The 23,993-nt window shown below is 72.5% G+C and carries 18 protein-coding genes; 16 read left to right on the top strand and 2 right to left on the bottom strand.

Annotated elements, in window-relative coordinates; translation table 11 throughout:
* Positions 1–6: 6 nt before the first annotated feature.
* Positions 7–846 carry an EamA family transporter gene (locus A6V29_RS15415; RefSeq protein ID WP_249933266.1) on the bottom strand — a complete coding sequence of 280 codons (840 nt, stop codon included), beginning with the start codon at positions 844–846 and terminating at the stop codon, positions 7–9.
* Between the two features lie 118 nt (positions 847–964).
* Here A6V29_RS15415 and pheS point away from each other — a divergent pair, with 118 nt between their 5' ends.
* From pheS to A6V29_RS15390, 5 genes are all read left to right on the top strand, one after another.
* A complete protein-coding gene (gene pheS, locus A6V29_RS15410) occupies positions 965–2,032 on the top strand; it encodes a phenylalanine--tRNA ligase subunit alpha (RefSeq protein ID WP_137161126.1) in 1,068 nt (355 codons plus the stop codon).
* Positions 2,029–4,491, top strand: a complete 2,463-nt coding sequence (pheT, locus tag A6V29_RS15405) for a phenylalanine--tRNA ligase subunit beta (RefSeq protein WP_137161125.1) — start codon at positions 2,029–2,031, stop codon at positions 4,489–4,491. The genes pheS and pheT overlap by 4 nt, the downstream gene beginning before the upstream one ends.
* Complete coding sequence (locus A6V29_RS15400; RefSeq protein ID WP_137161124.1) at positions 4,484–5,281, top strand: SDR family NAD(P)-dependent oxidoreductase; 798 nt, start codon at positions 4,484–4,486, stop codon at positions 5,279–5,281. Before pheT ends, A6V29_RS15400 begins: the two co-directional genes overlap by 8 nt.
* A 97-nt stretch (positions 5,282–5,378) precedes the next feature.
* Complete coding sequence (locus A6V29_RS15395) at positions 5,379–6,845, top strand: type I restriction-modification system subunit M (RefSeq protein ID WP_249933265.1); 1,467 nt, start codon at positions 5,379–5,381, stop codon at positions 6,843–6,845.
* Between the two features lie 5 nt (positions 6,846–6,850).
* Positions 6,851–8,005 (top strand): restriction endonuclease subunit S, encoded by a 1,155-nt coding sequence (locus A6V29_RS15390; RefSeq protein ID WP_137161122.1) that lies wholly within the window; start codon positions 6,851–6,853, stop codon positions 8,003–8,005.
* 9 nt (positions 8,006–8,014) lie between these two features.
* Here A6V29_RS15390 and A6V29_RS15385 read toward each other — a convergent pair whose 3' ends face one another.
* A complete protein-coding gene (locus A6V29_RS15385; RefSeq protein WP_212719452.1) occupies positions 8,015–9,460 on the bottom strand; it encodes an HNH endonuclease signature motif containing protein in 1,446 nt (481 codons plus the stop codon).
* Between the two features lie 264 nt (positions 9,461–9,724).
* On the opposite strand from A6V29_RS15385, the gene A6V29_RS15380 reads away from it, so the two are divergent.
* The 11 genes from A6V29_RS15380 (at position 9,725) to tyrS (ending at position 23,745) form a co-directional block, all read left to right on the top strand.
* Positions 9,725–13,141 carry a DEAD/DEAH box helicase family protein gene (locus tag A6V29_RS15380; RefSeq protein ID WP_137161120.1) on the top strand — a complete coding sequence of 1,139 codons (3,417 nt, stop codon included), beginning with the start codon at positions 9,725–9,727 and terminating at the stop codon, positions 13,139–13,141.
* Between the two features lie 84 nt (positions 13,142–13,225).
* Positions 13,226–14,266, top strand: coding sequence for an N-acetyl-gamma-glutamyl-phosphate reductase (gene argC / locus A6V29_RS15375; protein ID WP_212719449.1), 1,041 nt, complete (start codon positions 13,226–13,228; stop codon positions 14,264–14,266).
* The gene (gene argJ, locus A6V29_RS15370) at positions 14,263–15,414 is read left to right on the top strand and encodes a bifunctional glutamate N-acetyltransferase/amino-acid acetyltransferase ArgJ (RefSeq protein ID WP_137161118.1); all 1,152 of its coding nucleotides are present in this window, start codon (positions 14,263–14,265) and stop codon (positions 15,412–15,414) included. The genes argC and argJ overlap by 4 nt, the downstream gene beginning before the upstream one ends.
* A complete protein-coding gene (gene argB, locus A6V29_RS15365) occupies positions 15,411–16,433 on the top strand; it encodes an acetylglutamate kinase (RefSeq protein WP_249933264.1) in 1,023 nt (340 codons plus the stop codon). The genes argJ and argB overlap by 4 nt, the downstream gene beginning before the upstream one ends.
* Positions 16,430–17,623 carry an acetylornithine transaminase gene (locus tag A6V29_RS15360; RefSeq protein ID WP_137161117.1) on the top strand — a complete coding sequence of 398 codons (1,194 nt, stop codon included), beginning with the start codon at positions 16,430–16,432 and terminating at the stop codon, positions 17,621–17,623. The genes argB and A6V29_RS15360 overlap by 4 nt, the downstream gene beginning before the upstream one ends.
* A complete protein-coding gene (argF, locus tag A6V29_RS15355; RefSeq protein ID WP_137161116.1) occupies positions 17,620–18,567 on the top strand; it encodes an ornithine carbamoyltransferase in 948 nt (315 codons plus the stop codon). Before A6V29_RS15360 ends, argF begins: the two co-directional genes overlap by 4 nt.
* Before the next feature lie 7 nt (positions 18,568–18,574).
* The gene (locus A6V29_RS15350; RefSeq protein ID WP_137161115.1) at positions 18,575–19,108 is read left to right on the top strand and encodes an arginine repressor; all 534 of its coding nucleotides are present in this window, start codon (positions 18,575–18,577) and stop codon (positions 19,106–19,108) included.
* Complete coding sequence (locus A6V29_RS15345) at positions 19,105–20,328, top strand: argininosuccinate synthase (protein WP_137161114.1); 1,224 nt, start codon at positions 19,105–19,107, stop codon at positions 20,326–20,328. The genes A6V29_RS15350 and A6V29_RS15345 overlap by 4 nt, the downstream gene beginning before the upstream one ends.
* The gene (argH, locus tag A6V29_RS15340) at positions 20,325–21,764 is read left to right on the top strand and encodes an argininosuccinate lyase (protein ID WP_137161113.1); all 1,440 of its coding nucleotides are present in this window, start codon (positions 20,325–20,327) and stop codon (positions 21,762–21,764) included. The genes A6V29_RS15345 and argH overlap by 4 nt, the downstream gene beginning before the upstream one ends.
* Positions 21,765–21,766: 2 nt before the next feature.
* The gene (locus A6V29_RS15335) at positions 21,767–22,456 is read left to right on the top strand and encodes a DNA-3-methyladenine glycosylase (protein WP_249933263.1); all 690 of its coding nucleotides are present in this window, start codon (positions 21,767–21,769) and stop codon (positions 22,454–22,456) included.
* The gene (gene tyrS / locus A6V29_RS15330) at positions 22,453–23,745 is read left to right on the top strand and encodes a tyrosine--tRNA ligase (protein WP_137161112.1); all 1,293 of its coding nucleotides are present in this window, start codon (positions 22,453–22,455) and stop codon (positions 23,743–23,745) included. The genes A6V29_RS15335 and tyrS overlap by 4 nt, the downstream gene beginning before the upstream one ends.
* Positions 23,746–23,993: the final 248 nt, after the last annotated feature.

Below are 23,993 nucleotides of genomic sequence, written 5' to 3'. Positions count from 1 at the left end.
GGGAGGCTAGGCCGGCGCCGTGATCAGCACGACGGCGGCCACCGCCGCGACCAGCCCGGCCAGCTGGGCGGGCACCAGCCGCTCGCGCAGGAGCACCTGGGCCAGGACCACGGTGCTCACCGGGTAGAGCGAGGCGAGGACGCCGACGATCGCGAGGTCGCCGCCCTCCTGGGTCGCGAGCAGGAACAGCGCGTTGGCCGTCATGTCGCCCAGCCCGGAGGTCAGCACCAGGGGAGCGGAGGCCCGGCTGATCCGCAGCGGCCGCCGCCCCGCCCGGGCCACGAGCAGGACGAGCACGATCGACGCCGCCCGGGCCGCCACGAGCGGGGTGAGCCCCGTGTCGTCCCCGGTGCGGTCCAAGAGCACGAAGAAGCACCCGAACGCCACACCGGCCACCAGCGCCGGGGCGAGGCTGCCCGGGGCGGCCGAGCGCAGCGCGGACAGCCCGCCCTCGGCCGAGACCAGGACGACGGCGAGCAGCGCCAGGACGATCCCCGCCGTCGCCCACGGACCGATCCGCTCGCCGCCGAGCAGCCCGCCCAGCACCGGCACGGCCGCCGCGGTCACCGCCGTCACGGGGGCGACGACGCTCATCACCCCACCGGCCAGCGCCCGGAAGAAGACCAGCAGTCCGGCCGCGCCGGCGACGCCGGACGCGGCACCCCACGCCAGGTCGGCGCCGGAGACCGGCCCGCCGAGCCAGGGGAGGAGGACGAGCAGCGCGGTCACCCCGGCCACCTGGGAGACCGCGACCACCCCGTGCACCGGAGCGCGCCGGCTGGCCAGGCCGCCGAGGAAGTCCGAGGCCCCGTAGACGACGGCCGAGGACAGCGCGAGCACGACCACGCGGACCCCCCCGGGACGGGCGCGCAGGGCCGCGCGCCGGAGGTGTTCTAGCACCGACCGGCGACGCGGACGGAGCCCGGAGGCGGCCGGTGCCCCGTGACGGGCAGAATGGCCTCCCGTGTCTGGCGCCAACGATCCGTACGACCCGAAGCAGGTCGCCGCGCTGTCCCAGGAGGCCCTGGACGACGCCCTCGCCCGGGGCGTCGCGGCGTTCGCCGGGGCCGCGGACCTCGAGCAGCTGGCCGCCGCCCGGCCCGAGCACCTCGGGGACCGGGCGCCGCTGCTGCTGGCCCGGCGCGAGCTGGGCGCCCTGCCCCCCGCCGCCCGCTCCGACGCCGGCAAGCGGCTCAACGCCGTCCTCGGGGAGCTGAAGCAGCGCTACGCCGAGCGGCTCGAGCAGCTGGAGGCCGAGCGCGACGCCCGGGTGCTCGCCGAGGAGCGGGTCGACGTCACGCTCCCGTGGGACCGCGCCCCGCGCGGTGCCCGCCACCCGCTCACCACGCTGATGGAGCGGATCGGGGACGTGTTCGTCGGGATGGGCTACTCGGTGGCCGACGGTCCCGAGCTCGAGGCCGAGTGGCTGAACTTCGACGCCCTCAACATCGGTCCGGACCACCCGTCGCGCTCGCTGATGGACACCTTCTTCATCGCGCCGGAGGACTCCGGGCTCGTGCTGCGCACGCACACCAGCCCGGTGCAGGCCCGGACCATGCTGGAGCGGCAGCCGCCGATCTACATCGTCGCGCCCGGCCGCACCTACCGGACCGACGAGCTCGACGCGACGCACCTGCCGGTGTTCCACCAGGTCGAGGGGCTCGCCGTCGACCGCGGGCTCACCATGGCCCACCTGCGCGGCACTCTGGACCACCTGGCCCGCCAGCTGTTCGGCGCCGACGCCCGCACGCGGTGGCGGCCGCACTTCTTCCCGTTCACCGAGCCCTCGGCGGAGTTCGACGTGTGGTTCCCCGAGCACCGCGACGGTCCGCAGTGGGTGGAGTGGGGCGGCTGCGGGATGGTCAACCCGCGGGTGCTGACGGCGTGCGGCATCGATCCCGACGAGTACACCGGCTTCGCCTTCGGCATGGGCATCGAGCGGGCGCTGCAGTTCCGCTCGGCGCTGTCGGACATGCGCGACATCGCCGAGGCCGACATCAGGTTCACCACGGCCTTCGGAGTCGAGCAGTGAGAGTTCCCGTCAGCTGGCTGTCCGAGCTCGTCGACCTGCCGTCGGGCATCACCGTCCAGGAGCTCGACGACACGTTCGTCCGCCTCGGCCTCGAGGTGGAGGAGATCCTCACCCCGCCGGCCACCACCGGCCCGCTCGTCGTCGGCCGCGTGCTGGAGATCGAGGAGCTCACCGGCTTCAAGAAGCCGATCCGGTACTGCCAGGTCGACGTCGGCGAGGGCGATCCGCGAGGGATCGTCTGCGGCGCCCGCAACTTCGCCGTCGGCGACCTGGTCGTCGCCGCGCTGCCCGGTGCGGTGCTACCGGGCGACTTCGCGATCTCGGCCCGCGAGACGTACGGCAAGACGTCCGACGGGATGATCTGCTCGGTCCGCGAGCTCGGCATCGGCGAGGACCACGCCGGGATCCTGGTGCTGGGGCAGGAGGGCTACGAGCCGGGCACCCCGGCGGCGGACCTCCTCGGCCTGGACGACGTCGTCTTCGACCTCGAGGTGACCCCCGACCGCGGCTACGCGATGTCGATGCGCGGCATCGCCCGTGACGTGGCCGCCACCCTCGGCGTGCCGTGGCGCGACCCGGCCGCCCTGCCGCTGCCGGAGTGGACCGGGGCCCCGGCGTGGGACGTGTCCGTCGCCGACCCCGACCGCTGCGACCGCTTCTCCATGCTCGCCCTGGAGGGACTCGACCCCGCAGCTCCCAGCCCGTGGCCGCTGCGCCGTCGGCTCGCCCAGTGCGGCATCCGCAGCATCTCGCTGGCCGTCGACGTCACCAACTACGTGATGCTCGAGCTCGGCCAGCCGATGCACGCCTTCGACCGCGACACCGTGCGCGGGCCGGTCGTCGTCCGGCGGGCGACGGCGGGGGAGCGGCTCACCACCCTGGACGGCGCCGACCGCGCGCTGACCGGCGACGACCTGCTCATCACCGACGACTCGGGCCCGATCGGCCTGGCCGGGGTGATGGGCGGCGCGTCCACCGAGATCGGCGACTCGACCACCGCGGTGCTGCTCGAGGCCGCGCACTGGGAGCCGACCGGCATCTCCCGCGGGGTGCGCCGGCACCGGCTGCCCAGCGAGGCCGGCAAGCGTTTCGAGCGCGGCACCGACCCCGAGGTCACCGTGGCCGCGCTCGCCCGCGCCGCAGGACTGCTGGTCGAGCACGGCGCCGCCCGCGTCGTCGGGACGCCGGTCGACGTCGACACCCGGGCGCCCCGGCCGGTCATCGCGCTGGACGCCGGACGCCCCGGCCGCATCGCCGGGGTCGAGTACACCCGCGCTCAGGTCGTCGAGGCGCTGGAGGCGATCGGTGCCACGGTCGAGGGCGACGGCGACGACCTGCGCGTCACCCCGCCGTCCTGGCGCGGAGACCTCCGCGAGCCCGCCGACCTCGTCGAGGAGGTGGTGCGCTTCCGCGGCTTCGACGAGATCCCGTCGATCCTGCCGACCGCGCCGCCCGGGGGCGGGCTCACCGAGCGGCAGCGCCGCCGGCGCTCGATCGGCCGCGCGCTGGCCGAGGCCGGCTACGTCGAGGCCCCCGCGTTCCCCTTCGTCGGGACGTCGCACCTCGACGCGCTCGGCCTGCCGGACGACGACGAGCGCCGCCGGGTCATCACCGTGCGCAACCCGCTGTCGGAGGAGGCCCCGGCGTTGCGGACGACGCTGCTGCCCGGCCTGCTCGCCTCGCTGGCCCGCAACCTCTCGCGCGGCCAGCGCGACGTCGCCCTGTTCGAGCACGGCGTCGTCTTCCCGGGCGGGGAGCGCACCCCCGCGCCGCTGCCCGGGGTGGACCGCCGGCCCGACGACGCCACCCTCGCCGCCGTCCTGGGCGCGGTGCCGGAGCAGCCGTGGCACGTGGCCGCGGCGATCACCGGCCAGCGCGAACCACGCGGCTGGTGGGGCCCGGGGCGGCCCGCGGAGTGGGCCGACGCCGTGCAGGCCGCCCGGACCGTGGCGGCCGCCGCCGGCGTGGAGCTGACGGTGCGCGCCGGCGAGCGGGCGCCGTGGCACCCGGGCCGGTGCGCCGAGCTGCTCGTCGACGGCCGGGTGATCGGGTACGCCGGCGAGCTGCACCCGCGGGTGTGCGCGGCGCTGGACCTGCCGGCCCGCACCGCGGTGATGGAGCTCGACGCCGACGCGTTCCCGGAGCCGTCCGTGCCGCAGGCGCCGGCGATCTCCACGTTCCCGCCGGTGCACATGGACGCCGCGCTCGTGGTGCCCGAGCAGCACCCGGAGGCCGAGGTGCGGGCAGCGCTCGTCCAGGGCGCGGGCGAGCTGCTGGAGGACCTGCGGCTGTTCGACGTGTACGACGGCAGCCAGGTCCCCGACGGGCACCGGTCGCTGGCCTACGCCTTCACCTTCCGGGCGCCCGACCGGACGCTGACCGGTGAGGAGGCCAAGGCGGCCTTCGACGGCGCCGTGGCCAGGGCCGCGGCCGAGTTCGGGGCGACCCTCCGTGCCTGAAGGCGTCGCCCTGGTCACGGGCGCGTCCACCGGGATCGGCCGGCACCTGGTCGAGGGGCTGGCCGCCCGCGGGATGGCCGTCGCCGGGATCGCCCGGACCGAGGACCGGTTGCGGACGGCGATGGACGAGGTGGCTGCCGCCACCGGCGGGCGCACGCTCGCGGTCGCCGCGGACGTCACCGACCGGGCGTCGGTCGAGGAGGCGGTCGGCCTCGTCCGCGAACAGCTCGGGCCGATCGCGCTGCTGGTCAACAACGCCGGGCTGATCGACGAGTTCGAGGTGCCGGTCTGGGAGGCCGATCCCGACCAGTGGTGGGACGTGGTGACCAGCCACATCCGGGGCGCGCAGCTGACCATCCGCACGGTGCTGCCGTGGATGCTCCTGCGCAACCGCGGCCGGGTGGTCAACATCGCCAGCGGGATGGGCACCCGGGGCTCGCCGGACTACTCCGCCTACTCGGTGGCGAAGACCGGCCTGATGCGGCTCACCGAGTCGCTGGTCGCCGCGCTGGAGGGGTCGGACGTGCGGGCGTTCGACGTCGCGCCCGGCGTGGTGAGGACGACCATGTCGACCTCGATGTCCATGCACGCGGGCCGGACCGACTGGACCCCGCCGGAGGCCGTCGTCGACCTCGTCGCGGCCATCGCCGCCGGTGAGCTCGACCAGTGGTCCGGGCGGATGCTGCGGGTGGGCGCCGACGACCTCGACACGCTGCGCACCGTCGTCCCAGAGGACGCCGCCCGACAGCTCCGCCTCCAGCCCTACGGCGACGCCGACCCCCTCGCCTGAGTCCGGCGGCTGAGCCTCCCGCTGGCCTATCAGCCGCGTTCGGGTTCACACATCTGCTTGCTCATGACCGATGAGCGACCGGGATAGCGTGCCTGACGTGACGGTACTTCGGGGGCAGGTCAAGACGACGATCGACCGCGTGTGGGACGCGTTCTGGTCGGGCGGTATCTCGAACCCACTGGAGGTGATCGAGCAGATCACCTACCTGCTGTTCATCCGCCGCCTCGACGACCTGCACACCCGAGCAGCGAACAAGGCCCGGGTCACCGGAAGGCCGATCGAGAACCCGGTCTTCGGTCCCGACGAGCAGAACCTGCGATGGAGCCACCTCAAGAACGAGGAGCCGGGCGTCATGCACGCCCTGGTTGCCCAGGGAGTTTTCCCGTTCCTGCAGCGGCTCGGCGGGGACGACTCCACTTACGCCCACCACATGCGCGACGCACGGTTCACCATCCCAACGCCGGCGCTGCTGGCCCGGGTGGTCGACATGATCGACGAGTTGCCGATGGACGATCGCGACACCAACGGCGACCTCTACGAGTACATGCTCGGCAAGATCGCCACCTCCGGGCACAACGGCCAGTTCCGTACGCCGCGGCACATCATCGAGCTGATGGTCGCGATGACCGCGCCCACGCCGTCGGACGCGATCTGCGATCCGGCGTGCGGCACGGCCGGGTTCCTGGTCGCCGCGGGGGAGTACGTGCGGCGCGAGCACCCCGGAGCCCTGCACGATGCGCAGCAGTCGCGGCACTTCCACCACGGCATGTTCCACGGCTACGACTTCGACTCGACCATGCTGCGCATCGGCAGCATGAACATGCTGCTGCACGGTGTGGAGCAGCCCGACATCCGCTACCGAGACTCGCTCTCCGAGGGTGCGTCGGGTGACGAGGGCCGGTACTCGCTGGTGCTGGCGAATCCACCCTTCGCCGGCAGCCTCGACGCCGAGTCGGTGTCGAAGGACCTGCAGCGGGTGGTGAAGACCCGCAAGACCGAGCTGCTGTTCCTCGCCCTGTTCCTCCGGCTGCTGCAGCCGGGCGGTCGGGCAGCGGTGATCGTTCCGGACGGCGTGCTGTTCGGCTCGTCGACGGCGCACAAGACGCTGCGGAAGACGCTGGTCGAGGACCAGAAGCTGGATGCCGTCGTGAAGCTGCCGAGCGGGGTGTTCCGCCCCTACGCGGGGGTGTCGACGGCGATCCTGTTCTTCACGCGCACCGACTCCGGCGGCACGGATGATGTGTGGTTCTACGACGTGCGTGCCGACGGCTTCAGCCTCGACGACAAGCGGACGCCGACCGAAGCCGACGACCTGCCCGACGTCCTCACGCGTTGGGCGCAGCGGGACGGCTCCGAGCGGCAGCGAGCGCGCACGGAGCAGAGCTTCTGCGTGCCGAAGGCGGACATCGCGGCGCAGGGCTACGACCTCTCGCTGAACCGTTACCGCGAGGTCGTGCACGAGGAGGTCGAGCACCGCGACCCGCTGGAGATCATCGCTGAGCTGGAGCAGATGGAGAAGGAGATCCAGCAGGGCCTTGCCGAGCTCAAGGAAATGCTCGCGTGACAAGGGTGGCCCTGGGCGACATCGCCGACATCAACCCTCGGCTCCCGGAAAGACCTGGCTCGGAAGAGTTGGTCTCGTTCCTGCCGATGGCGGGTTTGGGCACCGACGGCTCGACCGAATGCGGCGAGGAGCGACCATTTGGCGAGGTGTCCAGGGGATACACGCCGTTCCTCGATGGCGATCTGCTCATCGCCAAGATCACGCCGTGCTTCCAGAACAACAAGATCGGTCAAGCTCGAATCGGTCGCCGCGTCGGAGTTGGGTCGACCGAGTTCCACGTCGTTCGACCTCGGTCGCACGTTGCTGACGCTCGCTACCTTCTGCACTTCCTTCGCCGCGACCAGGTTCGACTGGAGGGGGAACGGCGAATGACTGGCAGCGGAGGCCAACGACGCGTGCCTGTCGGCTTCCTTGAGGGGCTCGACCTGCCGTTGCCGCCGCTTAGCGAGCAGCAGCGGATCGCGGCAGTGCTGGATCGCGTTGACACGCTTCAGGCCGCAACTACCCGGGCGCGACAGCTCAATGTGGCACTAATCCAAGGGGTCGTTGAGCGGCACCTTGGATCGCTTGCGTTGTCGGACTACCGGTCGTTCGGCGACTGCTGCACTCGTCTCACCGTCGGTGTCGTCATTCGACCCGCCAGTCACTACGTCGAGGCTGGCGTTCCCGCGCTACGCACGACCAACGTCAAAGCTGGTCGCATCGATGCGACGGATCTCGTGTACTTCTCGCAGGCGGCCAACGACGGACCGTTGGCCAAGTCGAAGCTTCTCGCTGGCGACCTTGTGATAGCTCGCACCGGGCGCCCTGGTGTGACGGCAGTGGTGCCGGACTCACTCGCGGGCGGCAACGCGATCGACTTGATTGTGGCTACCCCCAATCCAACAGTCGCTCATCCGCTCTACCTGGAAGCGCTGATGAACTCGACGGTCGGTCGCCGTCTCGTATCTGGTGAGCAGCGGGGGCAGATCCAACAGCACTTCAACGTGGGGTCTCTGCGGGCCGCGCTCATTCCGGTCCCAACCCTGGCGGTTCAGGAGGAATTGGTTGACCGGCTCCTCGCGATCCGTCGCCAGGACCAACTGCAGGAGAAGCGTCAGGTGCAGTTGATCGGATTGGCAGATGGCCTTCAAGCCCGGGCGTTTGCTGGGCAGCTTTGAACCGCCCGGCTACTCGCGGGGGACCGGTTCTCCGGGTGGGTAGCCGACGATGATCTCGGTTCCGTCTGCGCGGTAGGTGCGCCAGCGTTTCTCGACCGGGTCCCACGCGATGGAGAAGCCGTGGTGGACCTTGGTGTGGTGACGCTCGCACAGCAACGCTGTGTTAGCCACCGATGTCTCACCGTGGTTGGCGATCCACTCCTGAACATGATGCGCATCGCACCACCAGGTCGGCGCCGAGCAGCCGGCGAAGACGCAGCCGCCGTCACGCGCCTCGGCGGCCTTGCGGATGTGAGCAGGAACGAGGCGCTGCGCGCGGCCGATGTTCAGCGGCATCCCGTCGGGGCCGAAGAGCACCCGGGTGATGATCGAGTCGCAGGCCAACTGGCGGGCCACCTCGTTGGACACCCGCTGGCCCGACCCGAGGCGTGCCGCACCCGCGATCACGTCCGAGTCGAGCAGGTCCTCGGCGGAGATCGTCGCCGCGACCTGAGCATGGTGCTTGCGCAGCATCGGGGTGTCGGCGGAAGCCAGGGCGTTGTCGGCCACCTGCACGAGCGCGTCGGCCATCTGCTGGGCGTGGTTGCGGTCGTCGTCGGCGACCCGACCGGCCTGCTGGTGCGCGGTGAGCGCGGTGCTGACCTTCTCGAACCCGGCGGCGTCGAGGCGGCCGTGGATGGTCCCGCCACCCTCGGCGCCGGCCGAAGGGGTGAGGTGCAGTTCCCGACGACGGGTGGGATCAGGTTCGGGCCCGTCGGGGTCGATCCAGTTCAGCAAGCGCGCGACCGCTGCAGGAAGCGCCTCGGGGTGATCGCCGGTTGCACAGGCCAGCAGCGTCGCGTCGATCCCGTCGTCCCCGTGCAGGTCCGCGCCGAGCTCGGCCGCGGCGGCCAGCCGGGCGGCGGTGGCGACCTTGGCGACGACCGCGGTCTGATCGGGCGTGACCTGCCCCGCCGAGGCGGCTTCGGACCACCGCGGCAGTTGCTCCAACGTCCGTCCGGCGCGCGTCACCCGGGCGGCGGTGGCGGTGGACACGTTCAGGTGCCCCGCCATCCACGTCTTCATCGTCTTGTGGCCGTCGAACTCCGCGGCCTGGGCGCACTCAGCGGCCCGGACGGTCCCGGCCACCGCGGCTTCGACGACGTTCTGCAGCCGGATCAGCCCGCGCACGCGGGCCAGCAAGGCCGGTGCCTGGGTGGCCGGTGAGCCTTCGGGCAGATCCGCGCCGGCCAGCTCGAGTGCGCCGGCCAGGACGGCCGCGATGTCGTCGGGCAGCACCATGGACAACTGACGGGCCGCTTCGCGCTCGGCCTGACGAGCGGCCTTCGCATCCGCCGCTGGAGCCGAGGCCGCCGGCCGGTCGGCCGCCGTGGACCGACCAGGGGCGGGGGAAGCGGCGCCGAGACGGAAGGTGCCGCCATCGGGGAAGGGCTCGAACCCCTCATCCAGACCCATGGCACCTCCTCTCGACTGCGCTCCGAGTGTCCGAACGTCTGTTCGAATGATACCGCAGAACGTGCGCGCCGACAACGAAAAGTGCTGGTCAGAGGCCTATGCATCGTCAGATGACGGGGCCTCCGGAAGCTCTGGGTCTCGCACTTCCGGGCGACAGCATCGACCGCGCCAATCCCATCGGCACGCCTAGGTCTCGTAGGGTGACGCATCGGCCACGCACCGACGTCCGCGGCCGCTGGTCGACGGGGATCGGGGGCTGACGCAGTGAGCAACTTCGGGTTCCTGCGTGCCGAATGGCCCGCGGTGCACGCCGACTGCGTGCAGGCCGAGTCCTACCTCACCACGGACCCTCGCTCGGCCTGCTTCTACGCGCGGCGGGCCGTCGAGCAGCTGGTCGCCCACATCTACGCCGTCGACCGGCTGCCGATCCCGTACCGGGACGACCTCGCCGCCCGCATCGCCGACCCCGCTTTCGGCCGCCGGGTCCCGCTCGGCGTCACCAACAAGCTCACTCTCATCCGCAAGCTCGGCAACACCGCCGTGCACGACCAGAGGCCGATCCTGGCGCAGGCCGCGCTCGACGCCGTCCGGGAGCTCTTCCACGTCGTGATCTGGACCGCGCAGCGGTACTCGCGGGCTCCCGCGGACGCGCCGGTCGCTACCCGCTTCGACCCCGCGCTGGCCCAGCGAGCCGCCCCGCTCAGTCGCGCCGACATCCAAAAGCTGGCCGAGAAGTTCCGCGAACAGGACGAGGCGCACGCCCGTCAGCTGCGCGAACGCGACGACCTCGCGGCCGCCCAGAACGCTGAGATCGAGCAGCTTCGCAGGCAGATCGCTGCCGCGCAGGCGCGGCACACCCTCGCGGACACCCACGACTACGACGAGGCCACTACCCGCACCGCGCTCATCGACGAGCTGCTCCGGGAAGCCGGCTGGCAGCTCACCGAGGCCCGCGACCGCGAGTACCCGCTCATCGGCATGCCCACCACCGGAGGGAGCGGACGCGCGGACTACGTGCTGTGGGGCGCCGACGGGCTGCCGCTCGCCGTCGTCGAGGCCAAGCGGACCAGCGTGGACCCCAACACCGGCCAGTACCAGGCCAGGCTCTACGCCGACAGCCTGCAGCAGATGCACGGGCGACGTCCGGTCATCTACTGGACCAACGGGTTCGAGACCTGGCTCTGGGACGACGCCTCCGGCTACCCGCCCCGCCGGGTCGAGGGCTTCCGCACCGCCGATGAGCTCGACCTCATGGTGCAGCGGCGCAGCACGCGGCAGTCGCTCGCCGACATTCCGATCAGCGACGCCATCGTCGAGCGCCCGTACCAGCAGCGGGCGATCCGCGCCGTCGGCGATGCGTTCACCGCCAAGCAGCGTGCCGCGTTGCTCGTCATGGCGACGGGCTCGGGCAAGACCCGCACCGTGATCGCGCTGGTCGATCAGCTGATGCGGGCCGGCTGGGTGAAGCGAGTCCTGTTCCTCGCTGACCGGCAGGTGCTGGTGAAACAGGCGGCCAACGCCTTCCGCACACACCTGCCGAACGTGACGACGGTCAACCTGCTGGAGGAGAAGTCCGCCGACGGCCGGGTCTTCGTGTCGACGTACCCGACGATGCTCAACCTGGTCAACGCCACCGACGGCGGGCGGCGGCTGTTCGGCCCCGGGCACTTCGACCTCGTGGTCGTCGACGAGGCGCACCGGTCGGTCTACCAGAAGTACCGCGCGTTGTTCAGCTGGTTCGACTCGCTCCTCGTCGGCCTCACCGCCACCCCGAAGGACGAGATCGACCGCAACACCTACTCACTGTTCTCCCTCGAGGACGGCGTCCCCACCGACGCCTACCCGCTCGACGAAGCGATCGCCGACGGCTACCTGGTGCCGCCTCGCTCGCTGTCAGCGCCGACGGCCTTCCTGCGCTCCGGCATCCGCTATGCCGACCTCTCTGAGGACGAGAAGGACGAGTGGGACGCCCTCGACTGGGGCAGCGACGATGGCACCGCGCCTGACGCCGTCGACCCGGAGGAGCTCAACCGGTTCCTCTTCAACGCCGACACCGTCGACAAGGTGCTCGCCACTCTGATGGAACGCGGCCTCAAGGTGGCCGGCGGCGACCGGCTGGGAAAGACGATCGTCTTCGCGAAGAGCCAGCAGCACGCGGAGTTCATCAAGCAGCGGTTCGATGCCCAGTACCCCGGCTACGGCGGGGGGTACGCGGCGGTGATCACCCACGCGGTCACCACGGCCGCGCACCTGATCGACCAGTTCGCCATCCCGGAGAACGAACCGCACGTCGCCATCTCCGTCGACATGCTCGACACCGGGGTCGACATCCCGGAGATCGTCAACCTCGTCTTCTTCAAGCTCGTGCGCTCGTCGAGCAAGTTCTGGCAGATGATCGGGCGCGGCACCCGGCTGCGCCCCGACCTCTACGGCCCGGACATCCCGAAGACGGAATTCCTGGTCCTCGACGTCTGCGGCAACCTCGAGTTCTTCGGTGCCGGCCTCACCGGCACTGCCGGGTCGGTGCAGAAGTCGCTCACGCAACGGCTGTTCGAGGCGAGGCTCGGCCTGGTCGCCGGGCTTGACGCCCGGCTCGGTCCTGACGTCGCTCTCCCCGAGGTAGGTGAGGGTGAGCAGACCGAACCAGGGCTGCGTGTCGACCTGGCGTGGGCGATGCACGACGTCGTCCTCGGCATGAACGTGCACAACGTGCTCGTGCGGCCGGCCCGGCAGTGGGTGGAGACCTACTCCGACTGGGGCGCCTGGCAGCGCCTCGATTCGAGTCAGGCCGAGGAGATCGGGCGGCACTTGGCCGGGCTGCCGTCGTCGCGAAGCAGGGACGACGAAGGAGCCAAGCGCTTCGACCTTCTGCTCCTGCGGTGCCAGCTCGCCCGACTGGACGAGGATGGCGTGACGTTCGAGCGGATCCGGGGGCAGGTCCAGGACATCGCGGCCGCGCTGCTCGCGCAGACGGCCATCCCGTCGGTGAAGGCGGTCGAGCAGCTGCTCGCCGAGCTGGCCGACGACGAGTGGTGGGTCGATGTGACCCTGCCGATGCTGGAGACGGCTCGGCGCCGGGTGCGCGGGCTGGTGCGGTTCGTGCCACGGGAGCGGCGGGGCGTCGTCTACACGAACTTCGCCGACGAGGCGGGCACGGTGGCCGACGTCGAACTGCCCTTCCTCACCCCCGGGACGAACCTCGAACGATTCCGGGACAAGGCGCGGGCCTATCTGCGCGAGCACGAGGACCACCTCGCGTTGCAGCGGCTCAGGCGCAACCTCCAGCTCACCGACGCGGACCTCGCGGCGCTGGAGGAGATGCTGCTCGCGTCCGGCGCCGGCACGCGGGCGGATCTCGAGAGGGCGCGCGAGGAGGCCGAGGGGCTCGGGATCTTCGTGCGGTCGCTGGTCGGGCTCGACCGCGAGGCGGCGGCGGCCGCGTTCGCCGAGTTTTCACGCAGCGCCGACTTCACCGCCAGCCAGTTGCGATTCGTCCAGCTGATCATCGAGCATCTGACGGCGAACGGAGTGATGGAGCCAGGCCGACTCTTCGAGTCGCCGTTCAGCGAGCACGCTCCTCAGGGTCCGCAGTCGCTGTTCAGCGATGCGGAGGTCGACCGCATCGTCACCGTGCTCGCCGACGTCCGGAGTCGCGCCACGCCAGAGCCGACGGTCGCATGATCAGCCTCCGCGGGGAGGGCCCGGCTAGTGAGGTCAGTCGATAACAAGTGAGCGATCATGCGTGGCCGTGTATGGTCATGCATCGTGAGTACAGGGCAGACGTGGACGGTCGGGGTCACCGGCGCCACCGGATACGCCGGGGGAGAGGTGTGCCGGCTGCTGGCCGGGCACCCGAACCTGCGGCTGACCGGGGTGCACGCCAACGCGAGCGCCGGCCGACGCTTCGGTGAGCTGCAGCCCCACCTGCTGCCCTTCGCCGATCTGACCGTCCAGCCCAGCGACGCGGCGAGCCTCGTCGGGTACGACGTCGTCGTGCTGGCCCTGCCGCACGGGGAGTCCGCGACGATCGCCGGGCAGCTGCCCGCCGAGACCCTGGTGATCGACTGCGGCGCCGACCACCGGCTGACCGACCCCGACGCGTGGGCGCGGTGGTACGGCGGCGTGCACGCCGGCACCTGGCCCTACGGCCTGCCGGAGCTGCCCGGTGCGCGTGAGCAGCTGCGGAACGCCACGCGGATCGCCGTCCCGGGCTGCTACCCGACGTCGGTCACGCTGGCCATGGCCCCCGCGGTGGCAGCAGGCCTCGTCGAGCCCGAGGTGGTCGTGGTGGCGGCCTCGGGCACCTCCGGCGCGGGGAAGTCGGCCAAGCCGCACCTGCTCGGCAGCGAGGTGATGGGCTCGGTCAGCGCCTACGGCGTCGGCGGGGTCCACCGGCACACCCCCGAGATGATCGAGGGGCTCTCCCGGGCCGCCGGTAGGAACGTGCGCGTCAGCTTCACGCCGACCCTCGTGCCGATGAGCCGGGGCATCCTGGCGACCTGCTCGGCCACGCTCGCGCCCGGCATCGACGAGGCCGCCGTCCGGGCCGCCTACGAGCAGGCTTACGCCGAGGAGCCGTTCGTGCACCTGCTCCCCGAGCGCCAGTGGCCGACCACCGCACAGGTGCTCGGCGCCAACACCGTGGCCCTCCAGCTCGCCGTCGACGCCGACGCCGGCCGGCTGGTCGTCGTCGCCGCCGTCGACAACCTGACCAAGGGCACCGGCGGAGCGGCGATCCAGTGCGCCAACATCGCCCTCGGCCTGCCCGAGACCACCGGCCTCCCGCTGATCGGAGTCGCGCCGTGAGCGTCACCGCACCGCACGGGTTCAGCGCCGCCGGCGTCGCCGCCGGCCTCAAGTCCTCCGGCGACCCGGACGTCGCGCTGGTGCTGAACACCGGCCCCGACGACGTCGCCGCCGCCGTCTTCACCACCAACCGCTTCCCGGCCGCGCCGGTGCTGTGGAGCCGCCAGGTGCTCGCCGGTCAGCGCTGCCGGGCCGTCGTCCTCAACTCCGGCGGCGCCAACGCCTGCACCGGCCCCGAGGGGTTCGCCGACACCCACACCACGGCCGAGCACGTGGCCGAGGAGCTCGGCGTCGGCGCCATCGACGTCGCGGTCGCGAGCACCGGGCTGATCGGCGTGCGGCTGCCCATGGACAAGCTGACCGCGGGGGTCACCGCCGCGGCGCAGGCGCTGTCCGAGGACGGCGGCCCGGCCGCCGCACGCGCGATCATGACCACCGACTCCGTGCCGAAGACGACCGTCCAGCAGGTCGACGGCTGGAGCATCGGCGGCATGGCCAAGGGCGCCGGCATGCTCGCGCCCAGCCTGGCCACCATGCTCGTCGTCCTCACCACCGACGCGATCGCCGAACCCGACGTGCTGCAGCGGGCGTTGAAGCAGGCCACGGCGGTCAGCTTCGAGCGGGTCGACTCCGACGGCTGCCTGTCCACCAACGACACCGTGCTCGTGATGGCCAACGGCGCGAGCGGCGTGACGCCCACGGAGGAGCAGCTCACCGAGGCGCTCACCGCCGCGGCCACCGACCTCGCGATGCAGCTCCTCGCCGACGCCGAGGGCTCCACCAAGGACATCGCGATCACGGTCCGCAACGCGGCCACCGTCGAGGACGCACTCACCGCGGGGCGCGCGTGCGCCCGCAACAACCTGCTCAAGACGGCGCTCTTCGGCAACGACCCCAACTGGGGCCGGGTGCTGGCCGCGATCGGCACCACCGACGCGGCCTTCGAGGCCGATCAGGTCGACGTGACGATCAACGGCGTCACCGTCTGCCGGGGCGGCGCGATCGGAGACCCGCGCGAGGGCGTCGACCTCACTGGCCGGGCGATCACCATCGACGTCGACCTGAAGGCCGGCGCGGAGGAGGCGACCATCTGGACCAACGACCTGTCGATCGCCTACGTGCACGAGAACTCGGCCTACTCCACATGAGCACCGAACCCCAGAAGGGCCAGATGCACGAACATGGCCCCGAGGACCCCACCCCGCCCGACGTGGCGATCGACCTGGCCACGCCCCCGCGGCGGATCGGCACCCAGCGGGTCATGCGCCGCGAGGACCCCGAGGGCGACGCGCAGAAGGTCGCCGTCCTCACCGGGGCGCTGCCCTGGCTGCGGGAGTTCCACGGCAACGTCGTCGTCATCAAGTACGGCGGGCACGCCATGGTCGACGACGAGTGCCGCCGGGCCTTCGCCGAGGACATGGTCTTCCTGCGGACCTGCGGGATCCTGCCCGTCGTCGTCCACGGCGGCGGCCCGCAGATCACCGAGATGCTCGGCCGGCTGGGCATCGAGAGCGAGTTCCGCGGCGGCCTGCGGGTCACCACGCCCGAGACCATCGGCGTCGTCCGCATGGTGCTCACCGGCCAGGTCGGTCCGGACATCGTCGGCCTGATCAACCAGCACGGCCCGATGGCGGTGCACCTGTCGGGGGAGGACGGCGGGCTGTTCACCGCCGCCCGCACCCACGCGGTCGTCGACGGCGAGCCGGTGGACATCGGCCTGGTCGGCGACGTCGTCGGCGTCGACCCCACCCCGGTCACCGCGCTGCTCGAGGCCGGGCACATCCCGGTCGTCGCCAGCGTGGCCCCGGACGCCGACGGCGTGGTGCACAACGTCAACGCCGACACCGCGGCGGCGGCGCTCGCCACCGCTCTCGGCGCGGTGAAGTTCGTCGTCCTCACCGACGTCGAGGGGCTGTACGCCGACTGGCCCGATCGGGGCTCGCTGGTGCAGCAGATCGACGCGCGCGAGCTCGCCGGGATCCTGCCCACCCTCGACGCCGGGATGGTCCCGAAGATGGCCGCCTGCCTGCGGGCCGTCGAGGGCGGCGTCCGCCGGGCGACAGTGGTCGACGGGCGCACGCCGCACGCGCTGCTGCTGGAGATGTTCACGACCGAAGGCACCGGGACGATGGTCGTCCCAGCCGACACGAAGGAGGGGCCGGCATGACCACGCACACGGAGGAGCTGGCCCGCCGCTGGTCGGCCGTGATGATGGGCAACTACCGGACGCCGCCGGTCGCGCTGGCGAGCGGCGCCGGCGCGACGGTGACCGACGTCGACGGCCGTGAGTACACCGACCTGCTCGGCGGGATCGCCACCACGATCCTCGGGCACGCGCACCCGAAGGTCGTCGAGGCGATCACCACCCAGGCCGCCACCCTCGGGCACGTCTCCAACCTGGCGATGCACGAGCCCGGCGTCGCGTTGGCCGAGCGGCTGATCGAGCTCGCCGGCCGCCCCGGCAGAGTGTTCTTCTGCAACTCCGGCGCGGAGGCCAACGAGGCGGCGTTCAAGCTCAGCCGGCTCACCGGCCGCACCGAGGTGGTCACCGCCGAGGGCGCCTTCCACGGCCGCACGATGGGGGCCCTGGCGCTCACCGGCCAGCCGTCCAAGGCGGCCGCGTTCGCGCCGCTGCCGGGCGGGGTGTCCTACGTGCCCTACGGCGACGCCTCGGCGCTGGCCGGCGCGGTGTCGGAGCAGACCGCGATGGTGCTGCTCGAGCCGATGCTGGGGGAGGGCGGCGTGCTGCCCGCACCCGCCGGCTACCTGGGCGCCGCCGCCACCGCCGCGAGGGACGCCGGCGCGCTGTTCGCCCTCGACGAGGTGCAGACCGGCATCGGCCGCACCGGGCACTGGTTCGCCTCCCAGGCCGACGGGCTGCAGCCCGACGTCATCACGCTGGCCAAGGCGCTCGGCGGCGGGCTGCCGATCGGCGCGATGCTCGCCTTCGGCGAGGCCGCGGACCTCATGACCGCCGGCTCGCACGGCTCCACCTTCGGGGGCAACCCGATCGCCGCCGCGGCAGCCCTGGCCGTGCTGGACACCATCCGCGACGAGGGGCTGCTCGAGCGCGCGAAGGAGCTGGAGCACCGGTTCACCGCCGGCATCGAGGGCCTGGGGCACGCCGGGATCAGCGGCGTCCGAGGGAGGGGTGCGCTGCTGGGCGTCGTCCTCACCGCCGACGTCGCGGCCGGCCTCGAGACGCACCTGCGGTCGGCCGGCTTCCTCACCAACGCCGTGGCACCGGGCGTGCTGCGGCTCGCCCCGCCGCTGGTCCTCACCGACGCCCAGGTGGACGCCTTCGTCGCGGCGCTGCCGGCAGCGCTGGACGCCGCACTCCAGGAGGCCGGCCGGTGACCCGGCACTTCCTCCGCGACGACGACCTGAGCCCGGACGAGCAGGCCGAGGTGCTCGCGCTCGCCGCCTCGCTCAAGGCCTCCCGCCACACGGCCGAGGCACCGACGCCGCTGCGGGCACCGAACGGCGTCCCCCGCGCCGTCGCGGTGCTGTTCGACAAGCCCTCGACCCGCACCCGGGTGTCGTTCTCCGTGGGCATCACCGAGCTCGGTGGCTACCCGCTGGTCATCGACGCCGCCACCAGCCAGCTCGGCCGCGGCGAGCCGATCGACGACACCGCCCGGGTGCTGGACCGGCAGACCGCCGCGATCGTCTGGCGCACCTTCGGCCAGGAGCGCATCGAGGCGATGGCCGCGGCCAGCCGGGTGCCGGTGGTCAACGCGCTCACCGACGAGTTCCACCCGTGCCAGATCCTGGCCGACCTGCAGACGGTGATCGAGCACAAGGGGTCGCTGGCCGGCCGGTCCCTGTCCTACCTGGGCGACGGCGCCAACAACATGGCGCACTCGTACCTGCTCGGTGGCGCCACCGCGGGCATGCACGTCCGCATCGGGTCGCCGGAGGGGTTCCAGCCCGCCTCGAAGGTGCTGGAGCGGGCGGCGGGGATCGCCGCCGAGACGGGGGGCTCGGTGGCCTGGACCGCTGACCCCGAGGCGGCGGCCGACGGCGCCGACGTGCTGGTCACCGACACCTGGGTGTCCATGGGCCAGGAGGGCGAGTACGACGCGCGGATCGCGCCGTTCCTGCCGTACGCGGTGGACGACGCCGCGGTGGGCCGGGCGGCCGACGACGCCGTCGTCCTGCACTGCCTGCCCGCCTACCGCGGCAAGGAGATCGCCGCCTCGGTGATCGACGGTCCGCAGAGCGCGGTGTGGGACGAGGCCGAGAACCGGCTGCACGCCCAGAAGGCACTGCTCATGTGGCTGATCGGGAAGGAGGCGTGAGCCGACGATGACCGCCGCCCTGACCCGCACCGCCCGCCAGGCCCGCATCCGCGAGCTGATCGAGACGCAGGCGGTGACCTCGCAGACGCAGCTGGCGACGCTGCTGGCCGGGTCCGGTATCGAGGTCACCCAGGCCACGCTGTCGCGCGACCTGGAGGACCTCGGCGCCATCAAGATGCGCGGCTCCGACGGCGCTCCGGCGTCCTACGTGCTGCCCCCGGAGAACGCTCCGCTGCGTCCGGCCCAGGCCGCGCCCGCCCGGCTGACCCGGCTGCTGGCCGACCTGCTCACCAGCGCCGAGGGCAGCGCCAACCTGGCCGTCCTGCGCACACCTCCCGGCGCCGCGCAGTTCCTGGCCTCCGCCCTGGACAAGGTCGGCCTCCCCGACGTCCTGGGCACCATCGCGGGGGACGACACTCTCCTGGTGGTCTCCCGGGCACCGGACGGCGGGCCGGCGCTGGCCGACCGCCTCCGCGCGCTGGCGGACCGCACACCCGGCGTCCACGACCCCAACACCGAGCCAGAAGAGAGCGCCCCATGACCGACCGCGTCGTCCTCGCCTACTCGGGCGGACTCGACACCTCCGTCGCCATCGGCTGGATCGCCGAGGAGACCGGGGCCGAGGTCATCGCCGTCGCCGGCGACGTCGGCCAGGGCGGTGAGGACATGGAGGTCATCCGCCGGCGTGCGCTGGACTGCGGGGCGGTCGAGTCGATCGTCGCCGACATGAAGGACGAGTACGCCGACGACTTCTGCCTGCCGGCGCTGCAGGCGAACGCCCTCTACATGGACGAGTACCCGCTGGTCTCCGCGCTGTCCCGGCCGCTGATCGTCAAGCACCTGGTGGCCGCCGCGAAGTACCACGGGGCCTCGATGGTCGCCCACGGCTGCACCGGCAAGGGCAACGACCAGGTGCGCTTCGAGGTGGGCATCGGCGCGCTCGGCCCCGACCTGCAGGTGCTGGCGCCGGTCCGCGACTCGGGCATGACCCGCGACAAGGCCATCGCCTTCGCCGAGGAGCGCGGGCTGCCGATCGCGACCACCAAGAAGTCGCCCTACTCGATCGACCAGAACGTGTGGGGCCGCGCCGTCGAGACCGGCTTCCTCGAGGACATCTGGAACGCCCCCATCGAGGACGTCTACGAGTACACCCAGGATCCGGCCGTGCCCCGGGAGCCCGACGAGGTGACGATCACCTTCAGCGCCGGCGTCCCCGTCGCCATCGACGGCGAGCACGTCACGATGCTGCAGGCGATCGAGCAGCTCAACGCCCGCGCCGGAGCCCAGGGCGTGGGCCGGCTCGACATGGTCGAGGACCGGCTGGTCGGCATCAAGAGCCGCGAGGTCTACGAGGCCCCCGGCGCCATGGCGCTGATTACCGCGCACCAGGCGCTCGAGGCGGTCACCGTCGAGCGCGACCTGGCCCGGTTCAAGCGGACCGTCGGCCAGCGCTGGGCCGAGCTGGTCTACGACGGGCTGTGGTTCTCCCCGCTCAAGCGCTCGCTGGACGCCTTCATCGCCGAGTCGCAGCAGCACGTCACCGGGGACATCCGGATGACCCTGCACGGTGGCCGGGCCACGGTCACCGGACGGCGCAGCGAGGCTTCGCTCTACGACTTCAACCTCGCCACCTACGACACCGGCGACACCTTCGACCAGGGTCTGGCCAAGGGCTTCGTCCAGCTGTGGGGCATGCCGTCGAAGCTGGCCGCCGCCCGCGACCAGCGGATGCACGGCTCGCCGGGATCGGGGCAGGCATGAGCTCTCCCGAGATCCCGCACACCCGGCTGTGGGGCGGCCGCTTCGGCGGCGGCCCGTCGCCGGCGATGGCCGCGCTGAGCAAGTCGACGCACTTCGACTGGCGCCTGGCGCCCTACGACCTGGCCGGCTCCCGGGCGCACGCCCGGGTCCTGCACCGGGCCGGCCTCCTGGACGACGGGGAGCTCGAGCGGATGCTCGGGGCGCTGCGCGAGCTGTCCGACGAGGTCGTCGCCGGCACGTTCGTGGCCGCGGAGTCCGACGAGGACGTGCACGAGGCGCTCGAGCGGGGACTCACCGAGAAGCTCGGCGAACTCGGCGGCAAGCTCCGCGCCGGCCGCAGCCGCAACGACCAGATCGCCACCGACCTGCGGCTGTACCTGCGCCACGAGGTGCGGGCGCTGGTCGGCGAGTTGTCGGCGCTGGAGGGCGCGCTGCTCGGCCTCGCCGAGCGGTACGCCGACGTCGCCGCGCCCGGCATGACGCACCTGCAGCACGCGCAGCCGGTGCTCATCAGCCACCAGCTGCTCGCCCACGCGCAGTCGATCGCCCGCGACGTGGACCGGCTGCAGGACTGGGACGCGCGGGCCGCCGTGAGCCCCTACGGCTCGGGCGCGCTGGCGGGCTCGTCGCTGCCGCTGGACCCGGAGGCCGTGGCCGCCGAGCTCGGGTTCGTCAGGTCGGTGGAGAACTCCATCGACGGGGTCAGCGATCGCGACTTCGCCGCGGAGTTCTGCTTCGTCGCGGCGCTGATCGGCGTGCACCTCTCCCGGCTGGGGGAGGAGGTCGTGCTCTGGACGACGACGGAGTTCGGCTGGGCCCGGCTGGACGACGCCTGGGCGACCGGGTCGTCGATCATGCCGCAGAAGAAGAACCCTGACATCGCCGAACTGGCCCGCGGCAAGTCCGGCCGCTTCGTCGGCAACCTGACCGGACTGCTGACGATGCTCAAGGGGCTGCCCCTGGCTTACGACCGCGATCTGCAGGAGGACAAGGAGCCGGTCTTCGACTCCATGGAGCAGCTGCTGCTCCTGCTGCCGGCGGTCACCGGGATGATCGCCACCCTCACGCTGCGCCCGGAGGTGCTGGAGGCGGCCGCGCCGCAGGGCTTCGCCCTCGCCACCGACGTCGCGGAGTGGCTGGTCCGGCAGGGCGTGCCGTTCAGGTCCGCGCACGAGATCTCCGGCGCGATGGTCGCCTTCTGCGAGGAGGCCGGGCTCGAGCTCGACGAGCTCGACGACGACCAGCTGGCCGGGATCGACGAGCGGCTCACCCCCGGGGTCAGGTCGGTGCTGTCCGTGCGCGGCGCGCTCGAGGCCCGCAAGGCGCGCGGTGGGACGGCGCCGGAGCGGGTGGCCGAGCAGCTGGCGTCGCTGCGACAGCTGGCCGCCGAGCACGCGCGCTGGGCGGAGTCCTCGCCGGTGGCGGCGGCCCTCTGAGCGTGTCGCCCCCGTCGCCGCCCGAGCCGGGTCCCCTCCTCCGCGCGGCGGAGCTGCTCGGGCCGCCGGACGTCGTGGCGCCCTCGCTGCTCGGCTGCTGGATCGTGACCGAGCGGCCGGAGGGCACCGTGGCGCTCCGCCTGACCGAGGTCGAGGCGTACTCGGGTTCGGGGGAGGACCCGGCGGCGCACTCGCACCGCGGCCCGACCCCGCGTGCGGCGATCATGTTCGGTCCGCCCGGGCGGCTCTACGTCTACTTCTCCTACGGCGTGCACTGGTGCGCCAACGTCGTCGTGGGCGCCGAGGGCGAGGGGTCGGCCGTGCTCCTGCGCGCCGGTGAGGTGGTGCTGGGGGAGGAGCTCGCTCGCTCGCGGCGGCCGGTGGCCCGCACGGCTCGAGACCTCGCGGGCGGACCGGCCCGCCTCACGCAGGCGCTGGCCATCGGCCGGGACGACCTGGACACCGACCTGCTGGACCCGGCATCCCCGGTACGGCTGCACCGGGGGCCCGCACCCGAGGCCGTCTCGGCGGGACCGAGGGTGGGCATCAGCATGGCGACCGAGCTGCCCTGGCGGTTCTGGGAGACCGGGGCGCCGTCGGTCAGCGTGTTCCGGGCGGGTGGGAAGACTCGTCGGGGCGGTCGGGGCGGGGGAGAGCAGAGCAGGGCCGGCGGGCAGGATGGTGCCCCGTGACCACGCCTTCCGCCCCCGACGTGATCGACGAGCTGCACCGCCGCGGGCTGATCGCCCAGAGCACCGACGAGGACGCGCTGCGCGCCCATCTCGCCGAGGGGCCCGTGACGTACTACTGCGGCTTCGACCCCACGGCGCCGAGCCTGCACGTCGGCCACCTGCTGCAGTTCATGGTGCTGCGCGCCCTGCAGCGGTCCGGGCACCAGCCGATCGTCCTCGTCGGCGGCGCCACCGGCCTCATCGGGGACCCGCGGCCCACGTCGGAGCGGACGCTCAACGATCCCGCGGTGGTCGCCGGCTGGGTGGACCGGATCCGCGAGCGGGTCGCGCCGTTCCTCGACCTGCCCGCGGCCGAGGACGGGCTGCGCCCACCGATCTACGTGAACAACCTGGACTGGACCGCGCCCCTGTCGGCGATCGACTTCCTCCGCGACATCGGCAAGCACTTCCGGGTGAGCCGGATGCTGGCCAAGGAGGCGGTGTCCGCCCGCCTCAACAGCGAGGCCGGCATCAGCTACACCGAGTTCAGCTACCAGATCCTGCAGGCCAACGACTTCCGCGAGCTGTACCTGCGCCACGGCTGCACGCTGCAGAGCGGCGGATCGGACCAGTGGGGGAACATCACCGCCGGCGTGGACCTGGTCCGCCGCACCGACGGGGTCTCCGCGCACGCCCTGGCGACTCCGCTGATCACCAAGGCGGACGGCACCAAGATCGGCAAGACGGAGGGCGCCACCGTCTGGCTCGACCCGGAGCTGACCTCGCCGTACGCGTTCTTCCAGTACTGGCTCAACATCGACGACGTCGACGCCCGCGCCTGGCTGCCGCTGTTCTCCGAGCGACCGGCGGACGAGATCGCGGCGCTGATCGCCGAGAGCACCGAGCGGCCGGCGGCGCGCGCTGCTCAGCGGGCCCTCGCCGAGGAGCTCACCCTGCTGGTGCACGGGGCTGACGAGCTGCGGCAGGCCGAGGCGGCGGGGCGGGCGCTGTTCGGTCGCGACGACCTCCGCTCGCTGGACGCCGGAACCCTGACGGCGGCGCTGCAGGAGGCCGGGAGCGTGACCGTCGACGGCGAGGTGCCGACGGTCGCCCACCTTCTGCAGGCCACCGGCCTGGTGTCGAGCCTGTCCGAGGCGCGCCGCACCGTGAAGGAGGGCGGCGCGTACCTGAACAACGAGCGGATCACCGACGCCGAGGCGGTACCGGGGGACGACGCCTGGCTGCCCGGTGGCTGGCTCGTCCTCCGCCGCGGGAAGCGCGCCGTGGCCGGGGTGCAGCGGGGTACGTGAGGTAGCGTCCGGCAGGAGAGAGCGCCGGGGCCACGTGCCGTGGACCTGCGGTGTCCGGCGTCACGCCGGGGGCGGTTTGACACCGCCCTCGTAGCGACGTAACTTTCTCTCTGCGCCGCGCGGCCCGGGAGGGCCGCCGGACCGGGGACTCCCGTTGTGCGAGTCTCGGGTGAGCGGCGTAGTGTTGGACAACCAGCCAGGGACGGGGCCCGGAAGGGTTCAGTCGCTGCGCGTCCGCTCTTTGAGAA

The organism is Blastococcus sp. CCUG 61487 (genome assembly GCF_005222955.1).
Classification (GTDB): Bacteria; Actinomycetota; Actinomycetes; order Mycobacteriales; family Geodermatophilaceae; genus Blastococcus.
The sequence above is the reverse complement of the archived record's forward strand: the minus strand, read 5'-3'. Positions and strand labels throughout refer to the sequence as shown.

Excerpts from the sequence above, each read along its gene's own strand:
- A6V29_RS15385 (WP_212719452.1), bottom strand. The coding sequence starts at position 9,460 with ATGGGTCTGGATGAGGGGTTCGAGCCCTTCCCCGATGGCGGCACCTTC.
- argB (WP_249933264.1), top strand. The coding sequence starts at position 15,411 with ATGAGCACCGAACCCCAGAAGGGCCAGATGCACGAACATGGCCCCGAG.
- A6V29_RS15360 (WP_137161117.1), top strand. The coding sequence starts at position 16,430 with ATGACCACGCACACGGAGGAGCTGGCCCGCCGCTGGTCGGCCGTGATG.
- A6V29_RS15350 (WP_137161115.1), top strand. The coding sequence starts at position 18,575 with ATGACCGCCGCCCTGACCCGCACCGCCCGCCAGGCCCGCATCCGCGAG.
- A6V29_RS15345 (WP_137161114.1), top strand. The coding sequence starts at position 19,105 with ATGACCGACCGCGTCGTCCTCGCCTACTCGGGCGGACTCGACACCTCC.
- argH (WP_137161113.1), top strand. The coding sequence starts at position 20,325 with ATGAGCTCTCCCGAGATCCCGCACACCCGGCTGTGGGGCGGCCGCTTC.